Origin of the sequence: Streptomyces sp. ADI95-17, from assembly GCF_003846175.1 — a bacterium.
GTDB lineage: Bacteria > Actinomycetota > Actinomycetes > Streptomycetales > Streptomycetaceae > Streptomyces > Streptomyces sanglieri.
In genome coordinates, this window is sequence record NZ_ML123047.1 from 135,335 (window position 1) to 159,601 (window position 24,267).

A 24,267-nucleotide genomic window follows, 5' to 3' on the forward strand; every position below is an offset into this window, starting at 1 on the left:
GACGACCCCCGCCGGGGGGGAGAGCGGGGGTCGTCCCCACGGCCGACTCGGGGGGGGAGGAGCCGGACCGGGTTAGCACGGTCGCGAACGATCCGTGACTTCCATGGTGTACCCGAGAGCCTTCTCAGGCAAACCCACGCGCCAGAGTTTACGCCGAATGGTGTCCCCCTATGCTCTGCCTTGTGGAAAACCGCTTCTTGCCGCGCACAGCCGCCTTCTTTGACCTGGACAAGACGGTCATTGCGAAGTCTTCGACGCTGACCTTCAGCAAGTCCTTCTACCAAGGCGGACTGATCAACCGCCGCGCTGTACTGCGCACTGCGTACGCACAGTTCGTGTTCCTTGCCGGGGGTGCAGATCACGACCAGATGGAGCGGATGCGGGAATATCTCTCCGCACTCTGCAAGGGCTGGAACGTCCAGCAAGTGAAGGAAATCGTCGCCGAGACCCTGCACGAGCTGATCGACCCCATCATCTATGACGAAGCGGCGACGCTCATCGAGGAGCATCACACCGCCGGGCGCGATGTGGTGATCGTTTCGACCTCGGGCGCCGAGGTCGTCGAACCGATCGGCGAGCTGCTCGGCGCCGACCGGGTCGTCGCCACCCGAATGGTCGTCGGTGACGACGGCTGCTTCACTGGCGAGGTCGAGTACTACGCCTACGGGCCGACGAAGGCCGAGGCGATCAAGGCCCTCGCGGTGTCGGAGGGGTACGACCTCTCACGCTGCTACGCCTACAGCGACTCCGCCACGGATGTACCGATGCTGGAGTCGGTCGGCCAGCCGCACGCGGTCAATCCGGATCGCGCCCTACGGCGTGAGGCGACCCTCCGAGAGTGGCCGATTCTCGTCTTCGACCGGCCGGTCCGGCTCAAGCAGCGACTGCCCGCGTTCTCGTTGCCGCCACGTCCAGCTTTGGTCGCGGCGGCAGCGGTGGGAGCGGCCGCCGTCACGGCGGGACTGGTCTGGTACACCTCACGCCGTCGCACCGCGGCATCCGCCTGACGCACCCCCGGGCGGCGGTCCGGGGGCGCCGAGCCGACGGTCGGTGTGAAATATCCAACTCGCCCGTAATTGAACCAAAAAGTAAAGAAGTGGGGCCAGCACTACCGCTCACCCCGGCCCTGGAGTACAAATGACTCAACGGCCCGCGAGACCAAGGACATCCGAGAGGATTACCTGTAACGCAGAGACGGCCCCACGGACCGAGCATGAAAACCGAGCACCCACGCGACGTCGACCCGTCGATTACGGGCCAGCCGCACCAGGGAACGGGCAAAGCATCCCGACCTGATGGGCACATATCGAGGACGCATGGTAACTGGGTAGACATGCCAGCGGCGGTACCGAGGACGGTACCGCCGCAACCCTTTTCCCGGGCAGTGAAGCCAATCGGGCAGCGAAGCCGACGCAGTGAGCCAATGCGGCAAGTCGAAGCGATAAGTCGACACGGCGAAGACATTCGTGAAGTTACCGGGATGAAGTTACTTCGGTGGATTTATCTCGACGCACACCGCGAAAGCGGCGCCCGGCGAACTCGAAACCGGCGCCCGAACAGCTCCCGGCCCAGGGCCGGGAGCCGGCCGTTCCCCATTGAACGACTTCCGCACGAACGGGTTTCTACGCGGCGCCGCGCTGCAGCGCCTCGCACACCGCCGTCGACTCCCTGACGCCCAGTTCCACGGAGCGTCCGCAATGCGCGATCCAGGCCGCCATCCCCTCCGGCGTCCCCGACAGATAGCCCTCGAACGCCGCGACATACGCCGCCCGCCCCTGCTCGGCATGGCCCACCTCGGTGGGACAGATCGACTTGGGGTCGAGCCCGCTCCCGATCAGCACGATCCGCTCGGCAGTCCGCGCGACCAGGCCGTTGTACGAGCCGAAGGGACGCAGGGCCAGCAGTTCGCCGTGCACGACCGCCGAGGTCACCAGCGCGGGCGCCGAAGTGCCGGAAAGAATCAGCCCGGAAAGCCCCTCCAACCGCCCGGCCACCTCGTCGGCGTCCGGCAACGGCGCCTCGACCAGTGGCTCGTCCACCGGCTCGCCCGCCAGCCTCGGCCGTCCGACGGCGTCGTCGGGTGCCGCCCCGCCGGCCGCGACCAGATGCAGCCTCGCCAGCACCCGCAGCGGTGACTGCCGCCAGATGGAGAGCAGTTGGCCCGCTTCGGCGGTCAGCCGCAGGGCCGCCCCGATCACGTGCGCCTCGCCGTCGCCGCTGAAGTCGGTACGCCGGCGCACCTCCTCCAGGTTCCAGTCGGCGCCCGACAGCGCCGCCGAGCCACGGGCACCGCGAAGTGCCGCTTCCGCGGTGACCTCATTGCTGCGGCGCCGCATGACGCGGTGACCGTAGACCCGGTCGACGGCCTTGCGTACGGAGTCCACCGCGTCGGTGACCCCGGGCAGGGTGCCCAGGGCGGCGAGCGGGTCAGAGGCAGTCGTACTCATAGGTAACGAGGCTACGCGTCCACCGCGCCGATACCGCCCGGGAGTGGCCTTCTTCACGAAGTGTGACAGCAGAACGCGATCGCGCCGCTACCCTAGGTGAACATGAAGATCGCTTTCGTAGGGAAGGGCGGCAGCGGCAAGACAACGCTGTCCTCGCTCTTCATCCGCCACCTCGCAGCCAATGAAGCCCATGTCGTCGCGGTGGACGCCGACATCAACCAGCACCTCGGGGCCGCGCTCGGTCTCGATGACCAGGAAGCCGCCGCGCTGCCCGCCATGGGAGCGCACCTGCCTCTGATCAAGGAATATCTGCGCGGCAGCAATCCCCGCATCGCCTCCGGCGAGACGATGATCAAGACGACTCCGCCGGGCGAGGGCTCGCGGCTGCTGCGGGTCCGCGAGGACAACCCGATCTACGACGCGTGCGCGCGCACGGTCCGGCTCGACGACGGGGAGATCCGGCTGATGGCCACCGGGCCGTTCACCGAGTCGGATCTGGGCGTGGCCTGCTATCACTCCAAGGTCGGCGCGGTCGAACTCTGCCTGAACCATCTCGTCGACGGCCCCGACGACTATGTCGTCGTCGACATGACAGCGGGTTCGGACTCCTTCGCTTCGGGGATGTTCACCCGCTTCGACATGACGTTCCTGGTCGCGGAGCCGACCCGTAAGGGCGTCTCGGTCTACCGCCAGTACAAGGAGTACGCACGGGACTTCGGGGTCGCCCTGAAGGTCATCGGCAACAAGGTGCAGGGCGAGGACGACCTGGAGTTCCTGCGTGCCGAGGTGGGCGACGACCTGCTGGTCAGCGTCGGGCACTCCGACTGGGTGCGTTCGATGGAGAAGGGCCGCCCCGCTCGCTTCGAGCTGCTGGAGGCGGACAACCGGATGGCGCTGCAGGCGTTGCAGAACGCCGCCGAGGACTCGTACGAGCAGCGGAACTGGCAGCGCTACACGCAGCAGATGGTCCATTTCCATCTGAAGAACGCGGAGAGCTGGGGCAACGAGAAGACGGGCGCCGATCTGGCCGCCCAGGTCGACCCCGCCTTCGTACTCGACGAGCGGTACGCGCAGGACGGCGCCGCTCAGCCCGCCTGAACCTCGGTACCCCGCCGGGCCCTCGGCGCCCCGCCGGACGGACTCACTCCGCCCGGCGGGAGCCGTCGCCTCCCCGAGCGCCGGACAAGAACGGGTCCCCGACCCGCCCGGCGCTCGACGCGCGGCCCCGCTGCCCGACCCGTCCGGCGCTCGACGCGCGGCCCCGCTGCCCGGCCGGTCCGGCGCATGACGCGCCGGCCATGCCCGAAGGCCGCACGGCTCAGCGGCCGGACTTGTCCCCGCCGGGCCCCGCGTGAGCCTTGCCGGCGCCCGTGGTCCGGCCGGTTCCGGAAGTTCCCGCTCCGTCGAGGAACGCGGTCCATCCCTTCTCGGGCGCCTGGCCGACATCGAGCGTGCCGAGCTTCGCCAGCGTCGCCGGGTCCTGGGCGTCCAGCCAGTCGGCCAGCTGCCGGAAGGAAACGCAGCGGACGCCCTCCTTGGTGCAGACCGTCGCGATGGTGTCCTCGACGGCGCGCATGTACGTACCGCCGTTCCAGGACTCGAAGTGGTTGCCGATGATCAGCGGGGCGCGGTTTCCGTCGTACGAGCGGTCGAATGCCTGGAGCAGGCCGTCACGCATCTGGTTGCCCCAGTACTCGTGCATGTCCGGGTCGCCCTGCGTCGTCGTACCGGACTGGTTGAACATGAAGTTGTAGTCCATCGAAAGGGTCTCGAACTCGCGGCCCGGCACGGGCACGAGCTGCATCGAGAGGTCCCAGATGCCGTCCTTCTTCTTCGGCCAGACCTGGTTGTTGACCCCACTGGAGTCGTAGCGGAAACCCATCGTCCGTGCCGCTGCCACCATGTTCTTCTGCCCTTCCAGGCAGGGGGTTCGGCCGCCGATGAGTTCCTTGTCGTAGTCGAAGGGGAGCGGCTTCTCCTCTTCGAGGCCCGGGTCGTTGGTCTTCCAGTGCTTCACGAAGGACTTGGCCTGGCTGATCTCGCTCTTCCACTGGTCGACGGACCAGGTTCCGACGCCGCCCTCGGGGCCGCAGAAGTGCCCGTTGAAGTGGGTGCCGATCTCGTCACCGTCCTCCCAGGCCCCGCGCACCTGGGTGATGGTGTCCCGGATTCCCTCGGTGTCGTTGAAGCCGATGTCGGAGCTGCCGGCGTTGTGCTTCGGCGGGTCGTAGAGCTCCCGCTTGTCCTCCGGCAGCATGTACACGCCGCTGAGGAAGTACGTCATGTTCGCGTGGTACTTCTTGCCGACCTCACGGAAGTGCGAGAACAGCTTCTGGCTGTCCTCACCCGCACCGTCCCACGAGAACACCACGAACTGCGGGGGTTTCTGACCCGGCGCCAGACGCTTGGCCACGGGCTGCTTCGGCTGGCTGCCGGTGAACGCGGTGGACCCGTCGCCGATGAGCCGGAGGACACTGCCGGGCGCGGCGGGGGCCTTGGGGGCCCCGGGGACCTTCTTCTTCGGGGCGGGGGCCTTCTCCGCCGCCCCCGGACCGGCGGCCCCGACATCTCCGCCGGAACCGGAGGAGCACCCGGCCACTCCCGCGGTCAGCGCGACGGCCACAACACCCAGGGCGACCCGCCCGGCGGCGGCCCTCCTCGCGACGGCCTTCTTCGTATCGACGTTCGCGGCGGCTCTCCTGGCGACTCTCCTCGTGGCGACTCTCCTCGTGGCGGCCATCATCCGCCCACCTCTTCCCTGCAGGTAATTTGCGTCGAAGTGCCGACACGGCGCGGTCAAGTTCGCACGCGGCCCGGCCGCGATCGATGCGACATGCCAAAGAAAAAGATGCTTATTCACTTCAATGGGTGACCGAATGGCCCATTTGATCGCAAGTGTGGACGCACGTCTTTACTCTCCATTACGATCTGTTTACTGAGAGTTGAGAAATCCCGCCGCTGCACGCCGTGACCCACGGCCGCGTCCCCACGTTCCGCGACCGCGCTGCCCCGGAGGAGACGGGAACATGTCTGCTTGCGTCCCCACTCGTCACAACCGCACATCCCGTAGTTCGCGTCCACCACGCGCCTCGGGAGTCAAACGACCACACAGCCCGCCGCCACCGCGCGGTGGACGATTCCGTATCGCGGGCGCCGATCTGTCCGCATCGATCACGGTCTTCCTGCTCGCCGTCCCCATGTCGCTCGGCCTCGCCGTCGCCATGGACGCCCCGCTGGAAGCCGGCCTCATCTCCGCCGCGATCGGCGGCATCGTCGCCGGACTGCTCGGCGGCACCCCACTCCAGGTCAGCGGCCCGTCCGCCGGACTGACCGTCGTCACAGCCGAGTTGATCCAGATCTACGGCTGGCGCACCACCTGCGCGATCACCATCGGCGCCGGACTCCTCCAGATCCTGCTCGGCTCACTGCGGGCGGCGCGCAGCGCCCTCGCCGTCAGCCCCGCCATCGTCCACGGCACCCTCGCTGGTATCGGTGTGGCCATCGCGCTCGCCCAGCTGCACATCGTGCTCGGCGGCTCACCGCAGAGTTCAGCCGTAGCCAACGCCCTCGCGCTCCCCGACCAGTTGGGCCGGGTGAGCCCTGCCGCCCCACTCATCGGAACGCTGACCATCACCGTCCTGATCCTGTGGCCCCGGATTCCGGGCCGGGTCGGCAGATCCGTACGCCGGATTCCGGCTGCCCTCGCCGCGGTGGTGACCGCTACGACGGTGGCTGCGATCGTCGCGCCCGGTATCGCCCGGGTCGATCTGCCGTCCTGGCGCTCGCACGCCCTGCCGGAAATGCCGCACGGGCCCGTACTCGCCCTGGCCACCGCCGTGTTCACGGTGATGCTGGTGGCCAGCCTGGAGTCGCTGCTCGCCGCGGTGGCCGTCGACAAGCTGTCGGCCGACCGTGCCGCCGGGCAGACGGCCGCCCGGCCCGCGGCCGGCTCGGCGCCGCCGCCCACATCGGCCACGCCCGCACTCGCACTCGCACTCCCGTCCGGGACATCGGCTCCGGCCGCGTCCCTCGCCCTGCCCGCCAGACGCTCCGATCTCGACCGGGAGCTGCGCGCCCAGGGCATCGCCAACACGCTGTCCGGACTGGTGGGCGGGCTGGCCGTGTCCGGTGGTGCGGTGCGCAGCTCGGCGAACGTACGCGCCGGGGCGACCGGTCGCGCCTCCACCGTGCTGCACGGCGTCTGGGTGCTGCTCGCCACCGGGCTGCTGGTCACCGTGCTGGAGTGGATCCCGTTGGCCGCGCTCGCCGCGCTGGTGATGATGGTCGGTATCCAGATGGTGAGTTTCGCCCACATTCGCAACGTCCATAAGCACCGCGAATTCCTGGTGTACGGGGCGACGATCACCGGCGTGGTCCTCTTCGGCGTGCTCAAGGGCGTGGCCATCGGCATCGCGGTGGCGGTGACGGTCGCCCTGCACCGGCTGGCCCGGACCAGGATCACGGTCACCGATCAGGGCGGCCGGCATCTGGTCGTCGTACGAGGCCAGTTGACGTTCCTCGCGGTGCCCCGGCTCAGCCGTACGCTCGGCCAACTGCCCCAGGGCGGGGACGCCGTCGTCGAACTGGACGGCTTCTTCATGGACCACGCGGCGTACGAGGCGATCCAGGGCTGGAGCACCGCCCAGACCGCCCATGGCGGCAGGGTCGTGTTCACCGGCAGGTCCGGCGGCCGGATCGCCGAGCCCGCCTCGGCGGCGCACTCCTGTTGCCGCCCCTGGACTCCGTGGCGCAACCACCACTGCCACGACGAGCCCGGCCGTGTGCCGGAAACGAGCCATGACCTCGCCCCCGGCCCTGCCCTCGGCAAACGGTCCACCGGCCGCATCCGCCGTGCTGCCCATACCGGCAGCACTGCCAACACCGGCAGCGTCGGCAGCACCGATCGCATCAGCCCCACCGACCGCGACGCCAACCGTCCCGCCGACCACCCTGCCGACCGCCCCGCATCCCACGACGCGAGCCACGACATGACCATCGACAGCCCGGACAACGCCCCCACCCCCGCACCGGCCCCCGAGGCCCCCCGACTGGCCGGCGGCAATCGGCTGATCAGCGGTCTGAGTTCGTTCCAGCGCAACACCGCTCCGCTGGTGCGCGACGAGCTGGCCCGTCTGGCCATCGAGGGGCAGCGCCCGTCCCAGCTCTTCATCACCTGCGCCGACTCCCGCCTCGTCACCAGCATGATCACGGCGAGCGGCCCCGGCGACCTGTTCACCGTGCGGAACATCGGCAATCTGGTGCCCCTGCCGGACGCCGAATCCGGGGACCACTCGGTGGGCGCGGCGATCGAGTACGCGGTGGATGTACTGAAGGTGGAGTCCATCACCATCTGCGGGCATTCCGGCTGCGGAGCGATGCAGGCGCTGCTCGGCGGCGAACCGGACCGGGAGGCTCCGCCCACGTCCCTGTGGCGGTGGCTGAGACACGGGCTGCCCAGCCTGGAGCGGATGGCGTCCCGGCACCACGCCTGGGCCCGGATCTCCGGGCGGCTGCCGGCCGATGCGCTGGAGCAGCTCTGCCTCACCAACGTGGTCCAGCAGTTGGACCATCTGCGGGCACACGAATCGGTGGCTCGGCGGCTCGCCGAAGGCACGATCCGACTGCACGGCATGTACTTCCACGTGGGCGAGGCCCAGGCCTATCTGCTGACCGAGGGCGCGAGCAGCGGGCTGGAGCTCGACGAGGTCTTCGACCGAGTGGACCCCGGCGACGCTCCCGGCTCCGGCGAGTTGGAACGCACCGGCGTCTGAACCTCGTTCGCCCCCGGTCCGTGAGACCTTGTGGTCCTGCCTCCGCGCTGCTGCGCGGCGCATTGCACCGCTCCGTGCCGCTCTGCGGCGCATTGCACAGCTCCCCGCACTGCGCCGTACCGCGTCGCGCCGCACGTGGATGCGGGGCCGTGTCTCCATACACGAGACACAGGTCTAAACCAATTCCGGGCAGACACTTGTCACCCGGCCTTTGGCCTGATGAGCTATGCCCCGGGACACAACGGACACCCTGGGAATGGGAGATGTCGTGAGCAACGAAAGCTTGGCCAATCTGCTTCGTGAGGAGCGGCGGTTCGCACCGCCTGCCGATCTGGCCGCGAACGCCAACGTCAAGGCGGAGGCGTACGAGCAGGCCGAGGCGGACCGGCTGGGCTTCTGGGCCGAGCAGGCCCGTCGCCTGACCTGGGCCACGGAGCCGACCGAGACGCTCGACTGGAGCAACCCGCCCTTCGCGAAGTGGTTCGCGGACGGCAAGCTCAACGTCGCGTACAACTGCGTGGACCGCCATGTCGAGGCGGGCAACGGCGACCGGGTCGCCATCCACTTCGAGGGCGAGCCCGGCGACAGCCGCGCCATCACCTACGCACAGCTCAAGGACGAGGTCTCCCGCGCCGCCAACGCGCTCATCGAGCTCGGTGTCGGCAAGGGCGACCGGGTCGCCGTCTATCTGCCGATGATCCCCGAGGCCGCCATCGCGATGCTGGCCTGCGCCCGCATCGGCGCCGCCCACTCGGTGGTCTTCGGCGGCTTCTCCGCCGACGCCATCGCCGCCCGCATCCAGGACGCGGACGCCAAGGTCGTCATCACCGCCGACGGCGGCTACCGCCGGGGCAAGCCGTCCGCGCTGAAGCCCGCCGTGGACGACGCCGTCTCCCGTATCGACAGCGTCGAGCACGTCCTCGTGGTCCGGCGCACCGGCCAGGACACCGCGTGGACCGACGGCCGCGACGTCTGGTGGCACGAGATCACCGGCCGGCAGTCCGCCGAGCACACCCCCGAGGCCTTCGAGGCGGAGCAGCCGCTCTTCATCCTCTACACCTCCGGCACGACGGGTAAGCCGAAGGGCATCCTGCACACGTCCGGCGGCTACCTCACGCAGGCGGCGTACACCCACAACGCGGTCTTCGACCTCAAGCCGGAGACCGATGTCTTCTGGTGCACCGCCGACATCGGCTGGGTGACCGGCCACTCGTACATCGTCTACGGCCCGCTGGCCAACGGCGCGACGCAGGTCATGTACGAGGGCACGCCCGACTCCCCGCACCAGGGGCGTTTCTGGGAGATCGTGCAGAAGTACGGCGTCACGATCCTCTACACCGCGCCGACCGCGATCCGTACGTTCATGAAGTGGGGTGACGACATCCCCGCCAAGTTCGACCTGAGCAGTCTCCGGGTCCTCGGTTCGGTCGGTGAGCCGATCAACCCCGAGGCGTGGATGTGGTACCGCAAGCACATCGGCGCCGACAAGTGCCCGATCGTGGACACCTGGTGGCAGACCGAGACCGGCGCGATGATGATCGCGCCGCTGCCGGGCGTGACGGAGACCAAGCCGGGCAGCGCCCAGCGCGCCCTGCCCGGTATCGCGGCCACTGTCGTCGACGACGAGGCCAACGAGGTTCCCAACGGCGGGGGCGGCTACCTCGTCCTCACCGAGCCGTGGCCGTCGATGCTCCGCACCATCTGGGGCGACGACCAGCGATTCATCGACACCTACTGGTCGCGCTTCGAGGGCAAGTACTTCGCGGGTGACGGTGCCAAGAAGGACGAGGACGGCGACATCTGGCTGCTCGGCCGGGTCGACGACGTGATGCTCGTGTCCGGGCACAACATCTCGACCACCGAGGTCGAGTCGGCGCTCGTGTCGCACCCCTCGGTCGCCGAGGCGGCCGTGGTCGGCGCCGCCGACGAGACGACCGGCCAGTCCATCGTCGCGTTCGTGATCCTGCGCGGTACGGCCGAGCCCTCCGACGAGCTGGTCGCGGAGCTGCGCAACCACGTCGGTGCCACGCTCGGCCCGATCGCCAAGCCGAAGCGGATCCTGCCGGTCGCCGAACTGCCGAAGACCCGCTCCGGCAAGATCATGCGGCGCCTGCTGCGTGACGTCGCCGAGAACCGCGAGCTGGGCGACGTGACGACGCTGACCGACTCCTCGGTCATGGATCTCATCCAGACCCAGCTGCCGTCGTCCTCCTCCGAGGACTGATCCGGTAGAGAACTGATCCGGCAGACACGGAAGCACGTCCCCGAGGGGCATCCGGCAACGCGCCGGGTGCCCCTCGGGCATCTAAGGTGAAGATCACCGCATAGATCCCCGCGCACCCCGGGTACAGTGGCAGACGCGTCAACAAAGCAATAAGAAATCTCCACAGGGTGTGCCGGGAAGTCTGGTCGGCAAGTGCATCAGCCATGCCATCGCTGCCGTACCGACCCGGAGGTCTCCACTCGTGGCCGCGCCCACCCCCGCACCCCCTTCGCCCCGCCGCACCCTGCTCGGACGGCTTTCCCTCCCCGAGCGGAACTACCTCGCGGAGGCCCTGCGCACCGAGACCGTGGGCGGCGTGATCCTGCTGGTCGCCGCGGTTGCCGCGCTGGTGTGGGCAAACACCTTCGGCTCCGGCTACGCCTCGGTCAGCAACTTCCACTTCGGGCCGGATTCGCTGGGTCTCAACCTCTCCGTGGCGCACTGGGCAGCTGACGGGCTGCTCGCGATCTTCTTCTTCGTCGCAGGCGTCGAACTCAAGCGGGAACTGGTCGCGGGCGAACTGCGCGACCCCAGGGCGGCCGCCCTCCCGGTCGTCGCCGCGCTGTGCGGAATGGCGGTTCCGGCCGTCGTCTACACGCTGGTGAACGTGGTCGGCGGAGGTTCGACGGACGGCTGGGCCGTCCCCACCGCCACCGACATCGCCTTCGCGCTCGCCGTCCTCGCGGTCATCGGCACCTCGCTGCCGAACGCGCTGCGCGCCTTCCTGCTGACCCTCGCCGTCGTCGACGACCTCTTCGCGATCCTGATCATCGCGGTCTTCTTCACCGAGCAGATCAACTTCACGGCGCTGATCGGCGCCTTCATCGGCCTGGCCGTCTTCTATCTGCTGCTGCGCAGGAACGTGCGCGGCTGGTACATCTACATACCGCTCGCCCTGGTCATCTGGGGCCTGATGTACAACAGCGGCATCCACGCCACGATCGCCGGCGTCGCCATGGGCCTGATGCTCCGCTGCACCCGGCGGGAGGGCGAGAACCACTCGCCCGGCGAGCACATCGAGCACCTGATCCGCCCGCTGTCGGCCGGTCTCGCCGTGCCGCTGTTCGCCCTCTTCTCGGCCGGGGTCTCCCTCTCCGGCGGCGCGCTGGCGGACGTCTTCACCCGGCCCGAGACGCTCGGTGTCGTCCTGGGCCTCGTCGTCGGCAAGACCGTGGGCATCTTCGGCGGTACGTGGCTGGCCACCCGGTTCACCAAGGCGGAGCTGAACAAGGAGCTGGCCTGGGCCGATGTCTTCGCGGTCGCCTCACTCGCCGGCATCGGTTTCACCGTCTCGCTGCTCATCGGCGAGCTGGCCTTCGTCGGCAACGAGGAAACGATCAACGAGATCAAGGCAGCCGTGCTGATCGGCTCCCTGACGGCCGCCGTGTTCTCCGGCGTACTGCTCAAGCTCCGTGTACGCAGGCACCGCGAGCTGCACGAGGCGGAGGAGCTCGACGAGGACCAGGACGGGGTGCCCGACATCTACGAACAGGACGACCCGGCGTACCACCTGCGGATGGCCGCGATCTACGAGAAGAAGGCGGCCGAGCACCGCCGCCTTGCCCAACTGGCGGGGGCGGCGAGCAACGAGCCGGACAGTCCGGCATGATCTGACACCAGATGTGTTCAGCAGCAGGACTGGAGAGGGAGTCAGGGATGAGCGACCCCGGCAACAACGCGGGCAGCGCCGACCGCAGTCTCGGGCAGCTGGTCGCCTCGGCGACGGCGGAGATGTCCGCACTGGTGCACGACGAGATCGCCCTGGCCAAGGCCGAGGTACGGCAGGACGTCAAGCGCGGCGTCATCGGCAGTGTGGCGTTCATCGTCGCGGGCGTGCTGGCTCTGTTCGCGGTCCCCGTGCTGAGCTTCGGAGCCGCCTACTGGATCCACACCACGGGACTCGGCCTCGCCTGGTGCTTCGGGATCGTGGGTCTTGCCTTCATCATGCTGGCGCTGCTGCTCGCACTGTTCGCCGTCGCCAAGATCAAGAAGGTCAAGCCGCCGGAGAAGTCCATCGCCTCGGCGAAGCAGACGGCGGCCGTGCTGCAGGGCGTCAAGCCGCACCCGAGGCCCGCCGTCACGGCGGGGACGAGCTTTCCGGCCGCCTCGGGCAGCACGCTGACGGGCAAGGCCATGGAGAAGGCTCCGGTCCAGGACAAGGCCTCCGCTGTGGCACGCTCGTCCACATGACGGTCCCCGATTCCAGCGCATTCGGCCCGGTAGGCCCCGTAGGCCCGGAAGGTCAGGCACCCCCTGCGGACAGGGGCGACCGGGCAGGCTCGGACAGCCCGGCAGGCTCGGGCAGCAGCTCAGGCCCTGCGGGCTCACCCGGCTCGACCGGCCCAACGACCCCGCCCGGCACGACCGGCTCCCCCGTCCCGAGCGACTCGCCCGCACCAGCCGACTCACCCGCCCCGGCCGGCGCCGGCGGGCCCGTGCGGATCGACGGGCCCTGGACCCACCGCGACGTGGCGGCCAACGGCGCCCGTTTCCATATCGCCGAGCTCGGCGAGGGGCCGCTGGTGCTGCTGCTGCACGGCTTCCCGCAGTTCTGGTGGACCTGGCGCCACCAGCTCACCGCGCTGGCCGACGCCGGCTTCCGGGCCGTGGCGATGGACCTGCGCGGGGTCGGCGGCAGCGACCGCACGCCCCGGGGTTACGACCCCGCCAACCTGGCGCTGGACATCACCGGCGTGATCCGCTCGCTCGGCGAACCGGACGCGGCCCTGGTCGGCCACGACATGGGCGGATACCTCGCCTGGACCGCCGCGGTGATGCGTCCGAAGCTGGTGCGCCGCCTCGTGGTCTCCTCGATGCCGCATCCGCGCCGCTGGCGTTCCTCGATGCTCTCCGACTTCGCTCAGTCCCGGGCCGGCTCGTACATCTGGGGCTTCCAGCGGCCGTGGGTGCCGGAACGTCAGCTCGTCGCGGATGACGCGGCGTTGGTCGGCCGGCTGATCCACGAGTGGGCGGGCCCCCGGACCCCGGAGTTCCCCGACGAGGCGACGGTGGACGTCTACCGGCGCGCGATGTGCATCCCGTCGACGGCGCACTGCTCGATCGAGCCGTACCGCTGGCTGGTGCGGTCCCTGGCCCGTCCGGACGGCATCCAGTTCAACCGGCGGATGAAACTGCCGGTGCGGGTACCTACTCTGCATCTGCACGGTTCACTCGATCCGGCGATCCGTACCCGAAGCGCGGCGGGGTCCGGCAAGTACGTCGAAGCTCCCTACCGTTGGCGACTTTTCGACGGTCTGGGACACTTCCCCCACGAGGAGGACCCGGACGGGTTCTCGGCCGAACTCATCAACTGGCTCAAGGATCCCGAGCCCGACCGGTAGCCACCGGGGCACAGTTGTCCGTCGAACGGCCAATTGCCCGGCGCATAGGCCAATTGGCTGACGGATGGGCGGTTACCGACCATGAGGCACGGGCAGACGTCCCGGTATGGGCTGGACGCACGACTTCGGTGACGCAGCACGCAACCGCCGCTCGACCGCCACGGCGAGTCCGAGCACTCATGAGGGGGGCGGCCCCCAGGGCCGGGTGCACGATATGCAGGTTCTGCACGATCCCCAGCTCGGTATTCCGCGCATTCTGCGCCGCAGGGCCCGCTGGGTCTCGGCGCGGCTGCGCCATCCACGCGGATGATCTCCGCCCCGGTCGGCCGGTGAAGACTCACCGGCCGGGCGGGACTTCATCACACTTCTCCCGGCTTCGACGGGCCGCGCTTCGACGGGCCGCGTCGTGCCCGGGCCCTGTCTGCCCCGGGCCGGCGCTCAGCGGGCACTCAGAGCGCGCACACCTGGCTGTCGACCTGCTGGTTGGCAGCGCGGCCGCGCGCGATGTCCTGGCGGATCTCGTCGGCCGTCAGCGCGTAGCCGGTGTCGGGGTCGTCGAGCGACTTGGCGAACACCACGCCGTACACCTCGCCCGCCGGGGTCAGCAGCGGTCCGCCGGAGTTGCCCTGGCGGACCGTCGCGTAGAGCGAGTACACATCGCGGTGGACGGTGCCCCGGTGGTAGATGTCCGGGCCGCCCGCGTTGATACGGCCCCGGACCCGCGCCGCCCGTACGTCGTACGAGCCGTTCTCCGGGAACCCCGCGACAATGGCGCTGTTCCCCGTCCGGGCGTCGCTGTCGGGGCCGGCGAACCGCAGCGGCTTCGCGTCGAGGTCCGGTACGTCGAGCACGGCGATGTCGCGCCGCCAGTCGTACAGGACGACCTTCGCGTCGTACACCCGGCCCTGGCCGCCGATCTGGACGGTCGGCTCGTCGACGCCTCCGACGACGTGCGCGTTGGTCATCACCCGGCGGTCGGAGAAGACGAAGCCGGTGCCTTCGAGGACCTTGCCGCAGCCCGGCGCCGTGCCGACGACCTTGACGATGGACTTCTTGGCGCGGGCCGCGACGGGGCTGCCCACCAGCGCCGGATCCGGGGCCTTGACCTCGGTGATCGGCTCGTTGGCGAACGGGCTGAAGACCTGCGGGAAGCCGTTCTGCGCGAGGACCGAGGAGAAGTCCGTGAACCAGGTGGAGGCCTGCGTGGGCATCACCCGGGAGATGCCGAGCAGGACCGAGGAGCTGCGGACCTCCTTGCCCAGCGTCGGCAGCGTGGTGCCGGCCAGCGCGGAGCCGATCAGCCAGGCGACCAGCAGCATCGCGACGACGTTGACCAGGGCGCCGCCGGTGGCATCGAGGGCGCGCGCGGGCGACCATGTGATGTACCGGCGGAGCTTGTTGCCCAGGTGGGTGGTGAACGCCTGGCCCACCGAGGCGCAGACGATCACGATGACGACGGCGACTACGGCAGCCGTCGACGAGACCTCGGAGCCGTCCGTCAGCTGGTCCCACAGGATCGGCAGCAGGTAGACGGCGACGAGGCCGCCGCCCAGGAACCCGATCACCGACAGGATGCCGACGACGAACCCCTGTCGGTAGCCGATGACCGCGAACCACACGGCGCCGGCCAGCAGCAGGATGTCCAGCACGTTCACCGTCTATAGCCTCGCAGATTCGTCACCGGGCCCGTTCCTTCGGCTGGCTCCGGGCGGGGCCGGACAGCGCAGCACGGGAGTCAGACTGTCATGCGCGCCAGTCGAGCGGCACCTGCTTGGCCCTGTCCCAGGGGCGTTCCCAGCCCGCGAAGTGCAGAATCCGGTCGATCACCCCGGCCGTGAATCCCCAGACCAGGGCGGATTCGACCAGAAATGCCGGACCCCGGTGGCCGCTCGGGTGGACCGCGGTCGCGCGGTTGGCCGGATCCGTGAGATCCGCCACGGGAACGGTGAAGACCCGGGCCGTCTCACCCGGATCGACGACGCCGACCGGACTCGGCGAGCGCCACCAGCCGAGGACCGGCGTCACGACGAAGCCGCTCACGGGGATGTAGAGCCGGGGCAGCACACCGAAGAGCTGGACCCCTCGCGGATCGAGACCGGTCTCTTCCCTGGCCTCTCGCAGCGCGGCCCTGAGCGGCCCCGTCGTCGCCTGGTCGCCGTCTTCCGGGTCCAGGGAGCCACCGGGGAAGGACGGCTGCCCGGCGTGGGAACGCAGGCTTCCGGATCGCTCCATGAGGAGCAGCTCGGGGCCGCGCTCGCCCTCGCCGAACAGTACGAGCACGGCGGACTGCCGCCCGGCACCGCTCTCCGGCGGCAGGAAGCGGCTGAGCTGGTCGGGCTCGATGGTCCGCGCTGCGCTGGCCACGGGGTCGAGCCAGGTGGGCAGCCCCTCGGTCGTGACGGTGATCGCGGCGTCCTCATCGGCGGCGGTCGTGGCCGTGGCCGCGGCCGCCGCGACCGCCGCCGCGGGGCTGACCGCCGCAGGGCCTGTCACTGCCCGGTTTCCCGCTGCCGGGTTTCCCGCTTCCTGGCTTCCCGCGACGGGTGCGGTGGGTCTTGCGGCTGCGGTGCCGGTCGCTGTCTGGTCCGCAGCCGCGGGAGCGGCTGGCGTGTCCGTGCTCTTTTCGTGCGTCTTCATAGGCACCCCTCGTTTCACAACGCCTGTCATCACGCATTTCGTTCCGGCCGCTCCGGTCACCCCTGCCGTTCCGGCCGTCCCGGCCGCCCTGCGGCCGGTGCCGGGCGTCAGCCCGCCCCGAGGGCCGGAGCGGGCCTGCCCGGGTAGTCGGCGGGCGGGCTCAGCCGCTGGCCCGGCTGACCGCCCATCTCGTACTTCAGCAGCTTCCTGGCCTTTTCGGGGTCCGTCTCGCCCTCGCCGTACGCCGGGCAGAGCGGGGCGATCGGGCAGGCGCCGCAGGCGGGCTTACGGGCATGGCAGATGCGGCGGCCGTGGAAGACGACCCGGTGCGAGAGCATCGTCCACTCGCTCTTGGGGAAGATCGCGGCGATCTCGGCCTCGACCTTCTCCGGGTCCTCCTGCTCGGTCCACTTCCAGCGGCGGACCAGACGGCCGAAGTGTGTGTCGACGGTGATCCCGGGGACGCCGAACGCATTGCCGAGAACGACGTTGGCGGTCTTGCGGCCGACCCCCGGAAGCTTGACGAGATCGGCGAGCCGGCCCGGTACCTCACCGCCGTAGTTGTCCCTGAGCGCCGCGGAGAGGCCTATCAGCGACTTGGTCTTGGCCCGGAAGAATCCGGTCGGCCGGATGAGCTCCTCCATCTCCTCGGGGACGGCGGCGGCCATGTCCTCGGGGGTGGGGTAGGCGGCGAAGAGTGCGGGAGTGGTCTGGTTGACCCTCAGATCGGTGGTCTGGGCGGAGAGGACCGTGGCGACCAGGAGCTCGAAAGGGTTACGGAAATCCAGCTCGGGATGGGCGTACGGGTACAGCTCGGCGAGCTCGCGGTTGATCTTGCGGGCACGGCGCACCATCGCCAGACGCGACTCCGGCTTCCATCCCGACCCTGCCGCGGCCTTCACCGTCGCCTTCGCGGCCGGCTTTCGTGCCGACTTGCCCACCGGCCTCTCCACCGACTTCCTCGTGGAGCGTTTTGTCGCTTTTTCCGGGCGAATCGCACCCTGTTCGCCCACAGCGGAATCACGGCCCTCCGACACCCCATCAGCCCCCTTGGCCTGCGCTCTCACCGGCGATTTGGACACCCGGCCAGCCTAGAGCCACGCGCTGACATCTGCGCCCGTCACCGTGTATCCGCCCCCAATCGGCCCCCTGCCGCACGATTGGGCACGCCCGTGCGTCAAACTGGTTTGTGATCGATCGCACTGTTTTACCGTCCGGCATGATGGGGACCACGGTTCCCTGAACAGGCCGACAAGGAGAGAACTCGTGGACGACGTTCTGCGGCGCGCCCCGCTTTTCGCGGCGCTCGATGATGAGCAGGCCGCGGAGCTCCGCGCCTCGATGAGTGAGGTGACCCTCGCACGCGGCGACGCGCTCTTCCATGAGGGCGACCCGGGCGACCGCCTCTACGTGGTCACCGAGGGCAAGGTGAAGCTCCACCGCACCTCCCCCGACGGGCGCGAGAACATGCTGGCGGTACTCGGCCCCGGCGAGCTGATCGGTGAGCTGTCGCTCTTCGACCCGGGCCCCCGCACCGCCACCGCGACCGCGCTGACCGAGGTCAAGCTCCTCGGCCTCGGCCACGGCGACCTCCAGCCCTGGCTGAACGCCCGCCCCGAGGTGGCCACGGCCCTGCTGCGCGCCGTCGCCCGCCGCCTGCGCAAGACCAACGACCAGATGTCCGACCTGGTCTTCTCCGACGTACCGGGCCGCGTCGCCCGCGCCCTTCTCGACCTGTCGCGCCGCTTCGGCGTCCAGTCCGAGGAAGGCATCCACGTCGTCCACGACCTGACGCAGGAAGAGCTGGCCCAGCTGGTCGGCGCCTCCCGCGAGACGGTCAACAAGGCACTCGCCGACTTCGCCGGACGCGGCTGGCTGCGCCTGGAGGCGCGCGCCGTGATCCTGCTGGACGTGGAGCGCCTGGCCAAGCGGTCCCGCTAGCCGGACCGGGGCCCCGGCCTCATCGGTACCCGTACGCAAGGCCCCGCCACCACCCGGCGGGGCCTTGCCGCGTTCCCGCCCCGCCCGCGCCCGCGTACGGCGGCCCGAGTCCCTGGAACCCGGGGCCCTAGATGAGCCCGTGCTCGCCCAGGTATTCCAGCTGGGCCAGTACCGAGAGTTCCGCGGCGGGCCACAGGGACCGGTCCACGTCCGCGTACACCTGCGCGACCACCGCCGACGCCGTACGGTGCCCGGCCTCGACCGCCGTCTCCACCTGGGCCAGCCGGTGCGCCCGGTGCGCGAGGTAGAACTCGACCGCGCCCTGCGCGTCGTCCAGCACCGGACCGTGCCCCGGCAGCACCGTGTGCACGCCGTCGTCGACGGTCAGCGAGCGCAGCCTCCGCAGCGAGTCGAGGTAGTCGCCGAGCCGCCCGTCCGGATGCGCGACGACCGTGGTGCCGCGCCCGAGGATCGTGTCCCCCGTCAGCACCGCCCGGTCGGCGAGCAGATGGAAGGAGAGCGAGTCCGCGGTGTGTCCGGGGGTCGGTACGACACGGAGTTCCAGGCCGCCGGTGGTGATCACATCGCCCGCGGTCAGCCCCTCGTCGCCCAGCCGCAGCGCCGGGTCCAGGGCGCGCACCTTGGTGCGGGTCAGCTCGGCGAACCGCGCCGCGCCCTCCGCGTGGTCGGGGTGCCCGTGGGTGAGCAGGGTGAGCGCGATCCGGCGGCCGGCCCGCTCCGCGACGTCGATGACGGCCCGCAGATGCGTGTCGTCCAGCGGGCCCGGGTCGATGACGACCGCGAGGTCCGAGTCGGGCTCGGCGACGATCCAGGTGTTGGTGCCGTCCAGCGTCATCGGCGAGGCGTTGGGGGCGAGGACGTTGACGGCGCGGGCCGTGGCCGGGCCGGACAGGACCGCGCCGCGCGGCTGTCCGGGCAGTGCTGCCGCATTGCTCATATGAATCCGCCTCCCGCACCACCGGATCCGTCACTGGAGCCGCTCCCGGAACCACCACCGGAGCCGCCACCGGGACCGCCACCGGCCCCGTCACCCGCCGGCCCGCTCGGGATGTGCTTGGTGAACTCGTCGTGTCCCGGCCAGCTCAGCACCAACTCGCCGCCCTCCAGCCTCGCCTGTGCCAGCACCGGCGTGAGGTCCTGGGAATCCGCCGCCTTCAGGGCCTCGGCGGCTGTCCCGTACGGCCTCAGCGCCCGCAGCGTCGACACAGTCGGCGGCATCATCAGCAGCTCGCCCCGGTCGTACCCGTCGGCCGCCTCGCCCGGCTCGATCCACACCGTGCGGTCGGCCTCCGTGGAGGCGTTGCGGGTGCGCTGGCCCTCGGGCAGCGCGGCGACGAAGAACCAGGTGTCGTAGCGGCGGGGCTCGAACTCCGGGGTGATCCAGCGCGCCCACGCGCCCAGCAGGTCCGAGCGCAGCACCAGGCCGCGCCGGTCCAGGAACTCGGCGAAGGAGAGCTCCCGGGCGACCAGTGCCTCGCGGTCGGCCTCCCAGTCGGCACCGGTGGTGTCGCTGACCACCGTGTCGGCGCTCGGCCCCGCGAGAAGGACGCCCGCCTCCTCGTACGTCTCCCGGACCGCCGCGCAGACGATGGCCTGGGCCTCGGCCGGGGTGCCGACGCCGAGCCGCTCGGCCCAGCTCTCCAGCGCGGGTCCGGACCAGCCGACGTGCCGGTCGTCGTCGCGCGGGTCGACCCCGCCACCCGGATAGGCGTACGCCCCACCGGCAAAAGCCATGGAGGCCCGGCGGCGCAGCATGTGGACGGCGGGACCGCCCTCGGTGTCAGCGGCGGAATCCCGGAGCAGCATCACGGTGGCGGCCCGCTTCGGGGTCGCGGCGCTCAGCTCACCTGCGGCGAGTGCCCGGATCCGGTCGGGCCATTCCGGTGGGTACCACTGACCATTGGACATGGCCGGAGGCTATCCGGAACCGCGCCGATGTTCGAGAGGTGCAGTGATCCGTACATGCCCCGTACACAGATGATCCCGCCCGGTCATCGTGACCGGACGGGATCGAAGAGGTTCTGAACGGGACCGGAGAAGATCCGACCGGGGCCGAAGAAGATCCGGACGGGATCGGAAAGGGTTACGAAGGGAACGTGCGGCTCAGGCCCCGACCAGCTCGACCTGGACCTCGACCTCCACCGGAGCGTCCAGCGGCAGCACCGCGACGCCCACCGCGCTGCGCGCGTGCACACCCTTGTCGCCGAGCACCGCACCCAGCAGCTCGCTGGCACCGTTGATCACGGCGGGCTGGCCGGTGAAGTCGGACGCCGAGGCGACGAAGCCCACGACCTTCACCACCCGTGCGATCCGGTCCAGGTCGCCCGCGACGGACTTCACGGCGGCCAGCGCGTTGAGCGCGCAGGTCTTCGCCAGCTCCTTCGCCTCGTCGGGCGTGACCTCGGCACCGACCTTGCCGGTGACCGCGAGCTTGCCGTCCACCATCGGCAGCTGGCCGGAGGTGTACACGTACACCCCCGACTGCACGGCCGGCTGGTACGAGGCCAGCGGCGGCACGACGTCCGGCAGCGTCAGCCCGAGCTCGGCGAGCTTCGCCTCGACGGTGCCCGCCACTACGCCTTCTCCCGCTTCAGGTAGGCCACGAGCTGCTCGGGGTTGTTCGGGCCGGGAACGACCTGGACCAGCTCCCAGCCGTCCTCGCCCCAGGTGTCCAGAATCTGCTTGGTCGCGTGCACGAGAAGGGGCACGGTCGCGTATTCCCACTTGGTCATGGGCCCGACTGTAACGCCTGTGTAATCCCTGGCACGCGCAGCCTCGTGCGTAGCCTGCGGTGTGACTGGTTAGGCTCGAATACGTGAGCAGGTTCCAGGTCGTCAGCGGCAAGGGCGGTACCGGTAAGACCACGGTGGCCGCCGCTCTCGCGCTCGCCCTCGCGACCGAGGGCAGGCGCACCCTTCTCGTGGAGGTCGAGGGCAGGCAGGGCATCGCCCAGGTCTTCGAGACGGAGCCCCTTCCGTACGAGGAGCGCAAGATCGCCGTCGCGCCGGGCGGCGGCGAGGTGTACGCACTCGCGATCGACGCCGAGCGCGCCCTGCTCGACTACCTCCAGATGTTCTACAAGCTGGGCAGCGCGGGCCGGGCGCTCAAGAAGCTCGGCGCGATCGACTTCGCCACCACGATCGCGCCCGGTGTGCGGGACGTACTGCTGACCGGCAAGGCCTGCGAAGCCGTACGCCGCAAGGACAAGCAGAACCGGTACGTCTACGACTACGTGATCATGGACGCGCCGCCCACCGGACGCATCACCCGCTTCCTCAATGTGAACGACGAGGTGGCGGGGCTGGCCAGGATCGGCCCGATACACAATCAGGCACAGGCCGTGATGCGGGTGCTGAAGTCCCCCGAGACCGCCGTCCATCTGGTGACGCTGCTGGAGGAGATGCCGGTCCAGGAGACCGCGGACGGCATCGCCGAGTTGCGCGACGCAGAACTGCCGGTGGGCCGGGTCATCGTGAACATGGTGCGGCCCCATCTGCTGGACGAGGACACGCTGCGCACCGCCGCGGGCGGCCGCCGCAAGGAGATCGCCAAGGCGCTGACCCGGGCCGGAGTGACCGGCTCCGCGGGGCTCGTGCGCCCGCTGGTCGAGCAGGCGGCCGAGCACGCGCAGCGGGTCGAGCTGGAGCGCGAACAGCGTGCCGTGCTCGCCGGCCTGGAGCTGCCCGGGTACGAACTCCCGCTGATCGGCGAGGGAATGGACCCGGCCGGTCTCTACGACCTGGCGACCGAGCTGCGCAAGCAGGGCGTGGGCGAAGGGGCGGGACAAGGGGTGGGGACATGACACAGCGCACGGGAACAGCCACGACGGGCACGGCCGGGGCGACGGAGGACGGCTCCTCCCCGGACCCGGTGGAGGGCACCTCGACCGGGCCCGCGGTGGACCTCCCCTCCCCCACACCCGCGCTGAACACCGACGCACTGCTCGACGACCCCGGCATCCGGATCGTCGTCTGCTGCGGTTCGGGCGGCGTCGGCAAGACCACGACCGCGGCGGCTCTCGGCGTACGGGCGGCCGAGCGCGGCCGCAAGGTCGTCGTCCTCACCATCGACCCGGCCCGCCGGCTCGCCCAGTCCATGGGCATCGACTCGCTGGACAACGTCCCGCGCCGGGTGCCGGGCATCAAGGGCGAGAGAGAAGGCGGGAGAGAGGGCGACGGCTCCGGGGAACTGCACGCCATGATGCTCGACATGAAGCGGACCTTCGACGAGATCGTCGAGGCGCACGCGGATGCCGAGCGGGCCCGCGCGATCCTGGAGAACCCCTTCTACCAGTCCCTGTCGGCCGGTTTCGCGGGCACGCAGGAGTACATGGCGATGGAGAAGCTCGGGCAGCTGCGCGCACGCGACGAGTGGGACCTGATCATCGTCGACACCCCTCCGTCGCGCTCCGCGCTGGACTTCCTGGACGCGCCGAAGCGGCTCGGCTCGTTCCTGGACGGAAAGTTCATCAAGCTGCTGATGGCCCCGGCGAAGATGGGCGGGCGGGCCGGGATGAAGTTCCTGAACGTCGGCATGTCGATGATGACGGGCACCCTCGGCAAGTTGCTCGGCGGTCAGTTCCTGCGCGACGTACAGACCTTCGTCGCGGCGATGGACACCATGTTCGGCGGCTTCCGTACCCGGGCCGACGCCACGTACAAGCTGCTGCAGGCGCCCGGTACGGCGTTCCTGGTCGTCGCGACCCCGGAGCGGGACGCGCTGCGCGAGGCGGCGTACTTCGTGGAACGGCTGGCCGCGGAGGAGATGCCGCTGGCCGGTCTGGTACTCAACCGGGTCCACGGCAGCGATGCCGCCCGGCTCTCCGCCGAGCACGCCCTGGCCGCCGCAGAAAATCTTGACGCTGTCGGCATTGTGGATCAGACGACCGGGAAGGCTGGACTTCGTGACCGGGCCGACCACTCGGTCGCTCCCGACTCCCCCGAAGTCGTTGCCACGCCCGGTTCCGCACCGGACGCCGCCCCCGACGTCACGCCCGACAACTCCGAGCGCGAGGACACCGCCGAGCAGAAGAACACCGAGGACCACGAACCGACCGCTTCGGACCGCGTGCCGACCGCTTCCGTCGAGGAGCTGACCGCGGGTCTGTTGCGGCTGCATGCTGAACGGATGCAGGTGGTCGCGCGCGAACAGCGCACACGTGACCGCTTCACCGCGCTGCACCCCGAGGTCGCCGTGACCGAAGTGGCCGCGCTGCCCGGTGACGTACATGATCTCGAAGGGCTCAGGGCCATCGGAGACCGGCTCGCGACCGGTTCCGACCCGGCCGGAGCTGCGTAGCAACCCGCCGGTCCTATCCCACTGCGGCGTACCTCTCGTGCAGTTCGTCGTCGTCCAGTCCGATCGCCACGGGCAGGATGCCCGTGGACTGCTCGTACTCGCTGCGCGCGGTCTCCAGCAGCCGGCGCCAGGACGTGACGGTGGGCCGTCTGCGCAACAGTGCGCGGCGCTCCCGCTCGGTCATTCCGCCCCACACGCCGAATTCGACGCGATTGTCCAGCGCATCGGCCAGGCACTCGGTCCGCACCGGACATCCGGTGCACACCGCCTTGGCCCTGTTCTGCGCTGCCCCTTGTACGAACAGTTCATCCGGATCGGTAGTGCGGCAGGCTGCCTGCGCACTCCAGTCGGTTACCCAGCCCATCACGGCGCCGTCCTCTCCCGAATCGAGGCTCCCCCACGGCGGCAGCGGCATATTCACCGCTGCCAGTTGAGGACGTTACGGAAGGTGGCGACAGCACAACACCCCCTTCGGGCCCAATCTTGGATGGCCCGAACGGACTATGCGTATGCGGCAGATCACCCAGGGGAGTGAGGCGAGGGCATAC

At 69.9% G+C, this 24,267-nt stretch carries 21 protein-coding genes; 11 read left to right on the forward strand and 10 right to left on the reverse strand.

The window, feature by feature from the left end; genetic code table 11:
- The first annotated feature begins 170 nt into the window (after positions 1–170).
- Positions 171–1,007, forward strand: coding sequence for an HAD family hydrolase (locus tag EES42_RS19500; protein WP_124719547.1), 837 nt, complete (start codon positions 171–173; stop codon positions 1,005–1,007).
- Positions 1,008–1,622: 615 nt separating this feature from the next.
- On the opposite strand, the gene EES42_RS19505 is transcribed toward EES42_RS19500, so the two are convergent.
- Positions 1,623–2,447 (reverse strand): Fic family protein, encoded by an 825-nt coding sequence (locus EES42_RS19505; protein WP_124719548.1) that lies wholly within the window; start codon positions 2,445–2,447, stop codon positions 1,623–1,625.
- Positions 2,448–2,549: 102 nt separating this feature from the next.
- On the opposite strand from EES42_RS19505, the gene EES42_RS19510 reads away from it, so the two are divergent.
- Positions 2,550–3,545 (forward strand): ATP-binding protein, encoded by a 996-nt coding sequence (locus tag EES42_RS19510; protein ID WP_124719549.1) that lies wholly within the window; start codon positions 2,550–2,552, stop codon positions 3,543–3,545.
- A 220-nt stretch (positions 3,546–3,765) separates the two neighbouring features.
- Here the strand turns inward: EES42_RS19510 and EES42_RS19515 are convergent, their stop codons facing one another.
- Positions 3,766–5,187 carry a polysaccharide deacetylase family protein gene (locus EES42_RS19515; protein ID WP_241196526.1) on the reverse strand — a complete coding sequence of 474 codons (1,422 nt, stop codon included), beginning with the start codon at positions 5,185–5,187 and terminating at the stop codon, positions 3,766–3,768.
- A gap of 286 nt (positions 5,188–5,473) precedes the next feature.
- Between EES42_RS19515 and EES42_RS19520 the strand changes: the two genes are divergently transcribed.
- The 6 genes from EES42_RS19520 to EES42_RS46225 all read left to right on the forward strand — a co-directional run bounded on the left by EES42_RS19520 (position 5,474) and on the right by EES42_RS46225 (position 14,132).
- Complete coding sequence (locus EES42_RS19520; RefSeq protein WP_124719550.1) at positions 5,474–8,218, forward strand: SulP family inorganic anion transporter; 2,745 nt, start codon at positions 5,474–5,476, stop codon at positions 8,216–8,218.
- 226 nt (positions 8,219–8,444) lie between these two features.
- Positions 8,445–10,442: an acetate--CoA ligase gene (gene acs / locus EES42_RS19525; RefSeq protein WP_124719551.1), complete on the forward strand. Its 1,998-nt coding sequence runs from the start codon at positions 8,445–8,447 to the stop codon at positions 10,440–10,442.
- A 241-nt stretch (positions 10,443–10,683) separates the two neighbouring features.
- Positions 10,684–12,090: a Na+/H+ antiporter NhaA gene (nhaA, locus tag EES42_RS19530; protein ID WP_124719552.1), complete on the forward strand. Its 1,407-nt coding sequence runs from the start codon at positions 10,684–10,686 to the stop codon at positions 12,088–12,090.
- Positions 12,091–12,137: 47 nt separating this feature from the next.
- Complete coding sequence (locus tag EES42_RS19535; RefSeq protein ID WP_124719553.1) at positions 12,138–12,671, forward strand: phage holin family protein; 534 nt, start codon at positions 12,138–12,140, stop codon at positions 12,669–12,671.
- A complete protein-coding gene (locus EES42_RS19540) occupies positions 12,668–13,822 on the forward strand; it encodes an alpha/beta fold hydrolase (RefSeq protein WP_124719554.1) in 1,155 nt (384 codons plus the stop codon). Before EES42_RS19535 ends, EES42_RS19540 begins: the two co-directional genes overlap by 4 nt.
- 106 nt (positions 13,823–13,928) lie before the next feature.
- Positions 13,929–14,132 carry a hypothetical protein gene (locus EES42_RS46225; protein WP_124719555.1) on the forward strand — a complete coding sequence of 68 codons (204 nt, stop codon included), beginning with the start codon at positions 13,929–13,931 and terminating at the stop codon, positions 14,130–14,132.
- A 139-nt stretch (positions 14,133–14,271) separates the two neighbouring features.
- On the opposite strand, the gene EES42_RS19550 is transcribed toward EES42_RS46225, so the two are convergent.
- The 3 genes from EES42_RS19550 to nth form a co-directional block, all read right to left on the reverse strand.
- The gene (locus EES42_RS19550; protein ID WP_124719556.1) at positions 14,272–15,477 is read right to left on the reverse strand and encodes a MarP family serine protease; all 1,206 of its coding nucleotides are present in this window, start codon (positions 15,475–15,477) and stop codon (positions 14,272–14,274) included.
- A gap of 88 nt (positions 15,478–15,565) precedes the next feature.
- Positions 15,566–16,228, reverse strand: a complete 663-nt coding sequence (locus EES42_RS19555; RefSeq protein ID WP_241196527.1) for an NUDIX hydrolase — start codon at positions 16,226–16,228, stop codon at positions 15,566–15,568.
- Positions 16,229–16,566: 338 nt separating this feature from the next.
- On the reverse strand, positions 16,567–17,361 hold the full coding sequence (nth, locus tag EES42_RS19560; protein ID WP_323138579.1) for an endonuclease III: 795 nt from the start codon (positions 17,359–17,361) through the stop codon (positions 16,567–16,569).
- A 364-nt stretch (positions 17,362–17,725) separates the two neighbouring features.
- Between nth and EES42_RS19565 the strand changes: the two genes are divergently transcribed.
- Positions 17,726–18,400 (forward strand): Crp/Fnr family transcriptional regulator, encoded by a 675-nt coding sequence (locus EES42_RS19565; protein ID WP_014046869.1) that lies wholly within the window; start codon positions 17,726–17,728, stop codon positions 18,398–18,400.
- A 127-nt stretch (positions 18,401–18,527) separates the two neighbouring features.
- On the opposite strand, the gene EES42_RS19570 is transcribed toward EES42_RS19565, so the two are convergent.
- The 4 genes from EES42_RS19570 to EES42_RS19585 form a co-directional block, all read right to left on the reverse strand.
- Complete coding sequence (locus EES42_RS19570) at positions 18,528–19,358, reverse strand: MBL fold metallo-hydrolase (RefSeq protein ID WP_124719559.1); 831 nt, start codon at positions 19,356–19,358, stop codon at positions 18,528–18,530.
- Positions 19,355–20,329: an NUDIX hydrolase gene (locus tag EES42_RS19575; protein WP_124719560.1), complete on the reverse strand. Its 975-nt coding sequence runs from the start codon at positions 20,327–20,329 to the stop codon at positions 19,355–19,357. Before EES42_RS19575 ends, EES42_RS19570 begins: the two co-directional genes overlap by 4 nt.
- A gap of 195 nt (positions 20,330–20,524) precedes the next feature.
- A complete protein-coding gene (locus EES42_RS19580) occupies positions 20,525–20,995 on the reverse strand; it encodes a RidA family protein (protein WP_093900512.1) in 471 nt (156 codons plus the stop codon).
- Positions 20,995–21,153 carry a DUF4177 domain-containing protein gene (locus EES42_RS19585; RefSeq protein ID WP_003967454.1) on the reverse strand — a complete coding sequence of 53 codons (159 nt, stop codon included), beginning with the start codon at positions 21,151–21,153 and terminating at the stop codon, positions 20,995–20,997. Before EES42_RS19585 ends, EES42_RS19580 begins: the two co-directional genes overlap by 1 nt.
- A gap of 83 nt (positions 21,154–21,236) precedes the next feature.
- Between EES42_RS19585 and EES42_RS19590 the strand changes: the two genes are divergently transcribed.
- Both EES42_RS19590 and EES42_RS19595 read left to right on the forward strand, forming a co-directional pair.
- Entirely contained in the window at positions 21,237–22,223 is a 987-nt protein-coding gene (locus tag EES42_RS19590) for an ArsA family ATPase (protein WP_124719561.1), read from the forward strand.
- Complete coding sequence (locus EES42_RS19595; RefSeq protein ID WP_124719562.1) at positions 22,220–23,719, forward strand: ArsA family ATPase; 1,500 nt, start codon at positions 22,220–22,222, stop codon at positions 23,717–23,719. The genes EES42_RS19590 and EES42_RS19595 overlap by 4 nt, the downstream gene beginning before the upstream one ends.
- 13 nt (positions 23,720–23,732) lie before the next feature.
- On the opposite strand, the gene EES42_RS19600 is transcribed toward EES42_RS19595, so the two are convergent.
- Positions 23,733–24,083, reverse strand: coding sequence for a WhiB family transcriptional regulator (locus EES42_RS19600; RefSeq protein WP_176740522.1), 351 nt, complete (start codon positions 24,081–24,083; stop codon positions 23,733–23,735).
- Positions 24,084–24,267 lie beyond the last annotated feature (184 nt).